10 protein-coding genes are annotated in these 9,173 nt (G+C 36.1%); 7 read left to right on the top strand and 3 right to left on the bottom strand.

The window, feature by feature from the left end:
- Nucleotides 1–177: 177 nt before the first annotated feature.
- Complete coding sequence (tpx, locus tag A1704_RS17195) at nt 178–747, bottom strand: thiol peroxidase (RefSeq protein WP_171006332.1); 570 nt, start codon at nt 745–747, stop codon at nt 178–180.
- A gap of 286 nt (nt 748–1,033) precedes the next feature.
- Between tpx and A1704_RS17190 the strand changes: the two genes are divergently transcribed.
- The 6 genes from A1704_RS17190 (at nt 1,034) to A1704_RS17165 (ending at nt 5,960) form a co-directional block, all read left to right on the top strand.
- Entirely contained in the window at nt 1,034–2,665 is a 1,632-nt protein-coding gene (locus A1704_RS17190; RefSeq protein ID WP_062675296.1) for an NADP-dependent glyceraldehyde-3-phosphate dehydrogenase, read from the top strand.
- A 155-nt stretch (nt 2,666–2,820) separates the two neighbouring features.
- The gene (locus A1704_RS17185; protein WP_062675295.1) at nt 2,821–3,330 is read left to right on the top strand and encodes an RNA polymerase sigma factor; all 510 of its coding nucleotides are present in this window, start codon (nt 2,821–2,823) and stop codon (nt 3,328–3,330) included.
- Between the two features lie 10 nt (nt 3,331–3,340).
- Nucleotides 3,341–4,156 carry a hypothetical protein gene (locus A1704_RS17180; RefSeq protein WP_062675294.1) on the top strand — a complete coding sequence of 272 codons (816 nt, stop codon included), beginning with the start codon at nt 3,341–3,343 and terminating at the stop codon, nt 4,154–4,156.
- Nucleotides 4,157–4,218: 62 nt separating this feature from the next.
- Nucleotides 4,219–4,578 carry a DUF7716 domain-containing protein gene (locus tag A1704_RS17175; RefSeq protein WP_062675293.1) on the top strand — a complete coding sequence of 120 codons (360 nt, stop codon included), beginning with the start codon at nt 4,219–4,221 and terminating at the stop codon, nt 4,576–4,578.
- Nucleotides 4,579–4,846: 268 nt separating this feature from the next.
- The gene (locus A1704_RS17170) at nt 4,847–5,356 is read left to right on the top strand and encodes an RNA polymerase sigma factor (RefSeq protein WP_062675292.1); all 510 of its coding nucleotides are present in this window, start codon (nt 4,847–4,849) and stop codon (nt 5,354–5,356) included.
- A 13-nt stretch (nt 5,357–5,369) separates the two neighbouring features.
- Nucleotides 5,370–5,960, top strand: coding sequence for a hypothetical protein (locus A1704_RS17165; RefSeq protein WP_062675291.1), 591 nt, complete (start codon nt 5,370–5,372; stop codon nt 5,958–5,960).
- Nucleotides 5,961–6,001: 41 nt separating this feature from the next.
- On the opposite strand, the gene A1704_RS17160 is transcribed toward A1704_RS17165, so the two are convergent.
- A complete protein-coding gene (locus tag A1704_RS17160) occupies nt 6,002–7,396 on the bottom strand; it encodes a S41 family peptidase (RefSeq protein WP_228436707.1) in 1,395 nt (464 codons plus the stop codon).
- Nucleotides 7,397–7,774: 378 nt separating this feature from the next.
- Here A1704_RS17160 and A1704_RS17155 point away from each other — a divergent pair, with 378 nt between their 5' ends.
- Nucleotides 7,775–8,809, top strand: coding sequence for an MBL fold metallo-hydrolase (locus A1704_RS17155; RefSeq protein WP_238590652.1), 1,035 nt, complete (start codon nt 7,775–7,777; stop codon nt 8,807–8,809).
- Here A1704_RS17155 and A1704_RS17150 read toward each other — a convergent pair whose 3' ends face one another.
- Nucleotides 8,810–9,097, bottom strand: a complete 288-nt coding sequence (locus tag A1704_RS17150) for a GNAT family N-acetyltransferase (protein ID WP_062675288.1) — start codon at nt 9,095–9,097, stop codon at nt 8,810–8,812. It abuts the gene before it with no gap.
- Nucleotides 9,098–9,173: the final 76 nt, after the last annotated feature.

Here is a 9,173-nt window from a genome sequence, read left to right as displayed (position 1 = left end):
CATATTCAGAGACAACTTGTCGTTTGAATGCCTCACTGTATTCTTGGACAGGGGACGATGTTTTTTTTAGATTCATAAGGGTGACTAATTTTATGGTTTTTTAGTCAACCTTTTTCAGGACGAGACAATAACAAAAAAAAACTCAGCAATTCGCTGAGTTTTTTTTAAAGCCATTTATTATTTCACAGCTGCAATAGCCGCTTCATAGTTCGGTTCCTGAGAAATATCCGGCACTTGTTCTTCATAGATAATATTACCTGAAGGATCTATTACCACAACCGCTCTGCTCAGAAGCCCTTTCATTGGAGAATCTACCAGTTCCACCCCATAGTTCCAGCCAAAGTCTGAACGGAAATCGGAAAGCATGATTACGTTTTTGATGCCTTCCGCGCCACAGAATCTTTTCTGGGCAAACGGCAGATCTTTGGAAATACAAAGGACTACGGTATTGGGAAGGTTTCCTGCCTCTTCATTGAAATGATGTACAGAAGCAGAACAAACACCAGTGTCTACACTCGGAAAGATATTCAGAATAACGTATCTTCCTTTGAAGGAGTCCAGGGTCTGGTCATTCATATTCACATCGGTAAGGGTAAATTTAGGAGCCGGTTTATTCAGTGCCGGCAATTTGGCATAAGTATGAACTTCTTTCCCGCCCATTAAAACTGTATTGATCGCTTTAGATTTTTGAGCAAAGCCCACCGCAGAGAAGAATAGCAGTGTGCCGCAAACTAATTTTGAAAACATGAAATTTATTTTTAAGCTAAATTATTCTTTTTTCAGGAGCTAAGATTAATTTTAATTCAAATAGATCGAATCTATTGTCAGATTATTTTTTTCAACACAATTTACTTTTACCTTTATATTATTAAACAGGGTTGTTTCAAAGGTGTCATTCTGAATGAAATAAAATGTAATGAAGAATCTCATATAAAAATCAATAAAGATTCTTCATTCGTCAGAATGACGAAAGTCAAATAATTTAAATTTTGAGACAATCTCAATCTTATCACATAAAAAAATAGAAAGATTTATGAGTTCAGAAAATACAGCATCATTTCATCACAGCATTTTTAAAGGAGAAAACGAAATTCCGAAAGAATATAAAGTTCCGGTCATCCATCAGAGAACGTATCTTTTAAATGGAGAACTGGTAGAGTGGAAAGGAGATGTAACGGAAATTTATTCCCCGGTATGCATCCCCACAGAAAACGGATTGGAAAGAAAACTTCTGGGAAGTATTCCGAATATTGGTCCGAACGAGGCGATGGAAGTTCTCGAAGCTTGTGTAAAAGCCTATGATAACGGACTTGGCGAGTGGCCGACAATGTCTGTGGAAGGACGTATCAAATGCATGCAGAAATTCGTATATCTGATGATCCAGCAGAGAGATCTGGTTATCAGACTACTGATGTGGGAAATCGGAAAGACACTGGCCGATTCTACCAAAGAGTTTGACCGTACGGTAGATTATATCAACCAAACCATTGATGCATTAAAAGATCTTGACAGGGAATCTTCCCGCTTTCAACAGGCAGAAGGAACTATTGCACAGATCAGAAGGGCTCCGCTTGGCGTGGTGTTAAGTATGGGACCTTTCAATTATCCTCTCAATGAAATTTTTACCACATTGATTCCGGCTTTGATCATGGGAAATACCATCCTGTTTAAACTTCCAAAACATGGCGTCCTTGCTCATTATCCTTTATTGAACGCTTTCAAAGAAGCCTTCCCGAAAGGAACGGTGAATACATTATATGGAAAAGGTTCAGAAATCATCACTCCGATTATGGAAAGCGGAAAAGTGAACGTTCTGGCTTTTATCGGTTCCAGTAAAGTGGCGAACGGATTAAAAAAATTACACCCGAAAGTAAACCGTTTAAGAGCCATCCTGAGTCTGGATGCTAAAAATGCAGCCATCGTTACTAAAAATGCAAATCTTGATGTAGCAGTAAGTGAGTGTATTTTAGGAGCACTTTCTTTCAACGGGCAGCGTTGTACAGCATTGAAACTGATATTTGTTCAGAAAGAAGTGGCATTGGAGTTTACAGAAAAATTAAGTGCTGCTGTCTCTGCTTTGAAGGCCGGGCTGCCATGGGAAAAAGAGGTGAAAGTAACTCCACTTCCGGAGGTCAATAAACCGGCTTATCTGAAAGAATGTATTGATGATGCTTTACAGAAAGGAGCTGCAGTACTGAATAAAGATGGAGGCTATACAGATGAATCTTTTGTTTTCCCGGCAGTTGTATATCCTGTAAACAGTGAGATGAAACTTTATCATGAAGAACAGTTTGGTCCTGTGATTCCTGTTGTTCCCTTCGAAGATATAGAAGAGCCTATAGAATATCAGGTGAATGCTTCCCACGGAATGCAGGTAAGTATTTTCAGTGAAGATCCTCATGAAGTAGCAAGACTGATTGATCCTTTTGTAAATCTTGTAAGCCGTGTCAATATCAACTGTCAGGCACAAAGAGGCCCCGATGTTTTTCCATTTACAGGAAGAAAAGACAGTGCAGAAGGAACACTTTCTGTTTTTGATGCACTCCGTTCATTCTCCATCCGGTCTCTGGTGGCGGCAAAACTGACAGATTCCAACAAAGAGCTGCTGAATACTATTGTCAGAGAACATGATTCTAACTTTTTAAGTACAGATTATATTTTCTGATTCTGACTGAAACTGTATTTAACATAAAATAAAAATCCTCAATAAACATCTTGGTTTGTTGAGGATTTTTTTAACTTAATGCCGGAAATTAGAGTTTTGTGTTATAATAAGATGGTGTTTTTTAGAAATATCATCTAAGGATCAGTGTGTAAATCATGTCTTCACCCGAAAAAGAATTTTTAGAGAAAATTGAAAAGCACAAAGGTGTTGTTTTCAAGATCTCTAAAATGTATATGGATAATAAGGACGACCAGAATGACCTCTATCAGGAGATCATTTACCAGGCCTGGAAATCATATGGTGATTTTCAAAAGAGGAGTGATTTCTCCACATGGCTGTACAGAACTGCGCTCAACACAGCAATTGTTTTTCTGCGAAGTGAAAAAAAACGTAGTTTTATACAGAATCAGAATGTCGATGGGCTGAATGCCCGGCAGGAACCTTATAATGATACGGATGATATGAATATGAAGCGGATGTATGAAGCTATCCATCAGCTAAGCCCCATTGATAAAGCCCTTATATTCTTTTTTTTAGAGGGTTTTTCCGGAAAAGAGATTGCTGTACAGCTGGGAATTACTGAAGTGAATACACGGGTAAAGCTGAAGAGAGCAAAAGAAAAGCTGAAAGAGATCATTACAAGACAGGGAACAGATTCCTATTAAAAATAACACTATGGATTTAGAAAATTTTAAAGAACTTTGGAATAAAGATACAGGACAGGAATCCCCTGAAATTTCTCTGGAAAAACAGAAGGAAATACATTCTCCGCTGCAGATGCTGAAAGTGAATATGGAAACTGAATTCTGGCTGATGATTGTAACACTGCCTTTGCTGTTAACAGGTTTTCCTTTCGCCTCTAAGGATTCTAATATTAAAACGATTTCAGTATTTGTCACGATCCTGACCGTTGCTATTATTGTTTATTTTTATTCCCGCTTCCTGAAATTGTATAAGCTGCTTAGAAAAAACAGTACCAATACAAATTATGATCTGTTTACGCTCAAAACGCAGCTTCTCATCTCGAAAGAAATTTATATCTCATATTATATTTCTTATATCCCGCTTGGATTTCTTTTGTCTCTGATCCAGATCAATTTTCATTTTGACAGGGAATATAACCTGGCTATTTTCGGGATCAGTCTTCTGATTACCCTTTTGTTGATTGCTTTTATTATCAGATACTGGATCTATTATATGTACGGAAGATACATTGATGATGTAGTGCGTTGGGTAGATGAACTGAATGGAATTGAAGTAAGACCAAAACGTGAAAAGAAAAAAACATGGTTTGAACGTTCACAGAAATTTTTCATGAATAAAATGGGAATTAAAGGAAACATCCTGAATACTGTCATATGGTTTGTATCCATGTATTTTTTTATTATTTTATTTCTGACAATTGTTCTTTTGATCATTATCATAGTAGGAGCAAAACTTCATTTTCTGGATATCGGATCATTGCAGAGGGCTTTAAATAAACTGAATTAGAAATTACGCTGTATTCTGTAAAATTTCTATCTTTAGAAAATTGAGTTGTAAAAAAATGTCACATGGATGATTTTAAAAATCAGGTGTATTCTATAGAAGAATTTCTGGAACTGGTAAAGAGCAAACAGGATAGGCAAGCATCCTTTGACCCGGAATATAATTATGCAGTCTATTCTTCAACAGATGAGTTTAAACCCGAAATGAAAGTTTTTATCGGAGATCCTTTGGATATTGGTGAGCATGATAATGAAATCTTACCTGATTTTGTTTTTCATAACAAACTTCATTATATGTGTTCTGATGAAAATATTCAGGATGTGGTGGATCTTGCTTTAAGACAGCGTGCTGATATTAGCTCTTCTCAGCTTATCACAGCTCTGAACCATTATCTTGAAAAAGATGATTTCTTAGATTTTAAATAATAAAAGAATTAAATACTTAAAAACAATAAGCTGATATCAAAAATATCAGCTTATTGTTTTTTTTATGTAACATTTTTACTTTTTTTCTACTAACTGACCAGGTCAGAAAAAATTATTTCGACTCATACTATTCTAAGGAAATAGTAAAAAAAACTTAAAAAACACACAATGAGGCCTGGCAGTATTTTCTGTCAGGTTTTTTTATTTCTTTTGTAAAAATCTGTAACAATTTTTTTAAACGAAAACTAACTCTATAGAGTAACAAGCTATGACCTCATTAGAACAAGAGTTTATCAGTAAAATTGGACAGCATAAAGGAATCCTGTTTAAGATTGCTAAGATGTATATGACTGATAAGGACGATCGTGATGATCTTTTTCAGGAGATTACCTATCAGCTCTGGAAAGCATTTCCCGGTTTCAGAGGTGAAAGTGAATTTTCTACATGGCTGTACAGAATCGCTTTGAATACCGCTATTATTTTCCTTAAAAAAGAAAAGAGAAGAAGCTTTATTTCTCATGAAGATTTTTCTAACCAACTCATTATCCAGGAAGATTATGATGATCGTAAAGAAGAGCGCCTGACTGAAATGTACAAAGCTATCCATCAGCTTAATTCTATTGATAAGGCTTTTATATTCTATTATCTGGAAGATTTTTCAGGAAAGCAGATTGCCGAACAAATGGGGATTTCAGAGGGCAATGCAAGAGTGAAAATGAACCGGGCCAAAAATAAACTTAAAGATATCTTAAGCCAAATAAAAACCAACCAACATTAAAATCAGTAATCCAATGAATATCGATGAATTGAAAAATACCTGGAACGAAGATATTGTGGAGGAAACTCCTGAAATAACCATAGAACAGAGAAATAAACTGAATCTTCCCCTTGAAAAAATACGTAAAAATATGCGTGTTGAATTCTGGTGGATGATAGGAATCTTTGTCTTTGCTTTTCTGGTGTGCTCTGTGTGCAGACCATTTAAACTTCAGTTGTACATAACCGTATTGATTGCCTCCATGCTTATTGTTACTGTTTTCTTTTTCAGTAAGTTTTTTAAACTGTATAATGAAATCAGTAATCCTGTACCTAAAACTTATGATTCTTTGAAAGATCTCGTGATGCAGCTCAATCTTAACAAACAGTATTACCTCTCATACTATATCAGTTTTGCCCCATTTCTGGTGTGTGAAATCCTTATTGTCCTGGAGTTTATCCCGTGGCCACAACCTTTGAGCGAATTGAAGATTGCAGTGGTCTTAATTAGTACAGTAACCGTAGGATTATTTTTGCTTTATATTGTTGGAAGGTTCTGGTATCAGCGCTACTATGGAAGATACATCCAATATATTGAAGGTCTTTTGGAAGAATTAAAAAGATAAAAAGAGTTCGGCGGGCTGAAAGCCCGCCGAATCTATATTCATTACTGTCCTTTATGTTCTTTTTCTTTGGCAATTTCGTTTTTTATCCAATCCAGCTGTGGGTCTTTTTTATCAATAATATCCTGCATGTTTTCAGTAACAGTCACATCAGGAACAACGCCTTTCCGTGAATCTGAAAAACTGATATTAGGTTGTACCAAAAGTAATCCTATGGGAAATCTGATTTCAGAATTGGGAAGCTTTTGGTAGGAATAAAAACCGGCCACAGTTCCGTCATTGGCACCACCTGTTTCTTCTCCCACAAGCGTTGCTCTTTTATCATTTTTAAGTTTGGCGGTAATAATAGACGATGCCGAGAAACTTCCTCCGTTAATCAGTACAAAAATTTTTCCATGGAAGGCATCCTTTTTGGGTTTTGTAGGTTTGTCAGCTTTCATCTTGTAGAATACTTTTCCATCCTTTTTATAGGTACTGAAAGTCTGCGCAAGAAAAAAACTCGGATAAGCGATACTTTTAAGAGCATACTCTAAAGGAGTACTTTTTCTGAAATAATTGGTACGCAGAGGGGCATTTCTTGAAGTTAACTGAGAAGGCTTGATCAGCGTAAACGGCTCATCAGCTAAATACGAATACAGGTTATTGATTTCATACAAGGAGCCGCCATAATTATTTCGGACATCTATGATGAGGTAAGGAGATTTTGCAAGGTTGATCTTGGCAAAAGTCTTTTTATAAAACTCATCCGAATAATCCCTTGAAAAGCTTTTCACCTTAATATAAGCAATAGTACTGTCTTTGTCCAGAAACTTAAAACTTCTGTTATAAGAATTACTGGAAGCTACATAGTCGTTCAGTTTCTTTTCCGGGGTCTTTTTCTGCATTTCCTTATCCTTTTCAAGATCAGCGTCAGATTTTGTTTCTCTGGTTAAGGTATACGTCTTTTTTTCTCCCTGGTATAGGGTTTCAAGAGTAGCTTTGCTGTCAAATCCATTTTCGGCAGTATAAAAATTAAAGAACAGATCTTTTAAAAAATACGGGTGGAAAGTGGTATTATCACCATCACTGCTGATCAGACTTCTGTACTTCTTGATATAATCGGATACAGGAATATTATTGATGGATAAAATTTCAGTTCCCGGTTTTATATGTTCAATAGAATCTTTGTTTTGAATAATATACATCTGATCTCCTGAAATATAATATTCAAAACGGCTGAACATCCCTTTCTGATGTTCCAGCCTTTTTATTTCACTTTTGGTAAATTTTTTTCTGGGAATTCTCAATGAGAGATGTCCTTCCCGAATTCCTGCAATGACAGGTTGAAGTTTGAAATAAAACTGAAGAGGAGTAAGAGGCTCGGTGAGGGTCTGTTTAAGACTGTCAAATTTACGTTCCAGTTCCTTCCTGGGAATATACCAGTATAATTGAGGGTGCATTTGCTGTAGTTTTGAATACGCAAAGTCCACATCTTCTTTAAGTTGCTCCGGTGGAATACATGAGGCCCGTTGTTCGTTGTGTTTTTTTATAGAGGCACAAGACGAAAAAATAACGAGGAGAAATATTACCGAATAATTTTTCAATGTATCTGAGTTTTTTAGGGTGCTAAAATAGAAAGTTTAAAATTAATCCCGAGCTAAACGAGTAATAAATTTTTAAAAATACATGATAAATTTAGTTAAAAAATGGAGTAAAATGGAATAAACTTTCATTTAAAAGCAAAAGTCAATACATTTGATATTTATTTCGTACAGATGATTTACTGGATTATTACGTGTATAGCTGTTTTGACGGTAACTTTTTTTATAGTGATCAATATGAAGGCATTTGGTGGAGTGCCAAAAGGGAAGAGGCTGAAGCGTATCAGACAGTCAAAACTTTATAAAAAGAAACAGTTCAGGAATATCAGTCATACTCCTTCCATTACTGAAGGCTACAAGATGTGGAAAGTAACCTACGATTTCTTTTTAGGAAAAAAAGATCCGTTGTTGAAACCTTTAACAGCCATTCCATCTCTTCATACCAATCTGAAAAATATTGATAAAAACGAGGATGTATTGATCTGGCTGGGACATTCATCTTATTATCTGCAGACAGATGGAGTTTCCTTTTTAATAGATCCTGTGCTAAGTCTTTATGGATCACCTTTTAAATACTTTAATAAGGCTTTCAAAGGATCAGATATTTTTAAACCTGAAGATATTCCGAATATTGACTATCTTGTGATAACGCATGATCATTTTGACCACCTGGATTACCCAACTGTAAAATCTATCGGAGAAAGAACAGGAATGGCCATTATTCCTTTAGGAGTAGGGGCACATCTGGAAAGATGGGGCTATCCTGAGAGCAAACTTATTGAAGAAGAATGGGGAACAGAAGTTGCCCTGGAAAATAATATAAAAATTGTCTTTACTCCTGCCAGACATTTTTCCGGCAGAAGGGTAAGGCAGAATGATACGCTATGGAGTTCCTATGTTCTGATAACACCTACAAAAAGAATTTTCTTAGGCGGAGATAGTGGCTATGATTCTCATTTTAAAACAATAGGCGAACAATATGGCCCTTTCGATTATGCTGTTCTTGAGAATGGACAATATGGAGAGGCATGGAGGTATATCCATACATTGCCGGAAGATGTTATTCAGGCTGCTATTGATCTTAAAGCAGAACGAATTATCCCGGTTCATGCTGCCAAATTTGCATTGGCACTTCATCCGTGGAATGAACCTTTACAAAAGATAACGGCTCTTGGAAGAGAAAAAAAACTGAACATCCTCACTCCGATGATCGGAGAGGTGGTAGATCTGAATCAGTCAGAACAAAAGTTTACAGCCTGGTGGGAAAGCTGATCAGGCATGCCAGATTTCTTTATATCTTGCGGGATGATTTTCAAACTGTTGTCTTACAAAATCACATTCCGGGTCTACAAGCAAATCTTTTTCTTCTGCGTAGCGTACAAGTTCATCCAGCAATAGTTTAGCGTATCCTTTTCCCTCACGCTCTTCGTCAAGTTTCGTATAATATACAATAAGCAGTCTTCCGTCAACCTCTATAGACATATAACCTGCCTTTTTTTCATCGATAAGTAGCTGCAATTCATCCTGATATTGAGATACCTGAAACTTTATATTTTCCATAACAATGTAAGATTTGGTTGATCAAAAATAATTTGAGAAAATTTCTTTAAAAACATTCTCTTCATTAAAATTACGA

Origin of the sequence: Chryseobacterium cucumeris, assembly GCF_001593385.1 — a bacterium.
GTDB lineage: Bacteria > Bacteroidota > Bacteroidia > Flavobacteriales > Weeksellaceae > Chryseobacterium > Chryseobacterium cucumeris.
The sequence above is the reverse complement of the archived record's forward strand: the minus strand, read 5'-3'. Positions and strand labels throughout refer to the sequence as shown.

Coding starts and splice junctions, on each gene's coding strand:
- A1704_RS17185 (WP_062675295.1), top strand. CDS start 2,821: ATGTCTTCACCCGAAAAAGAATTTTTAGAGAAAATTGAAAAGCACAAA.
- A1704_RS17155 (WP_238590652.1), top strand. CDS start 7,775: ATGAAGGCATTTGGTGGAGTGCCAAAAGGGAAGAGGCTGAAGCGTATC.
- A1704_RS17190 (WP_062675296.1), top strand. CDS start 1,034: ATGAGTTCAGAAAATACAGCATCATTTCATCACAGCATTTTTAAAGGA.
- A1704_RS17165 (WP_062675291.1), top strand. CDS start 5,370: ATGAATATCGATGAATTGAAAAATACCTGGAACGAAGATATTGTGGAG.
- A1704_RS17150 (WP_062675288.1), bottom strand. CDS start 9,097: ATGGAAAATATAAAGTTTCAGGTATCTCAATATCAGGATGAATTGCAG.
- tpx (WP_171006332.1), bottom strand. CDS start 747: ATGTTTTCAAAATTAGTTTGCGGCACACTGCTATTCTTCTCTGCGGTG.
- A1704_RS17175 (WP_062675293.1), top strand. CDS start 4,219: ATGGATGATTTTAAAAATCAGGTGTATTCTATAGAAGAATTTCTGGAA.
- A1704_RS17170 (WP_062675292.1), top strand. CDS start 4,847: ATGACCTCATTAGAACAAGAGTTTATCAGTAAAATTGGACAGCATAAA.
- A1704_RS17160 (WP_228436707.1), bottom strand. CDS start 7,396: ATGCACCCTCAATTATACTGGTATATTCCCAGGAAGGAACTGGAACGT.
- A1704_RS17180 (WP_062675294.1), top strand. CDS start 3,341: ATGGATTTAGAAAATTTTAAAGAACTTTGGAATAAAGATACAGGACAG.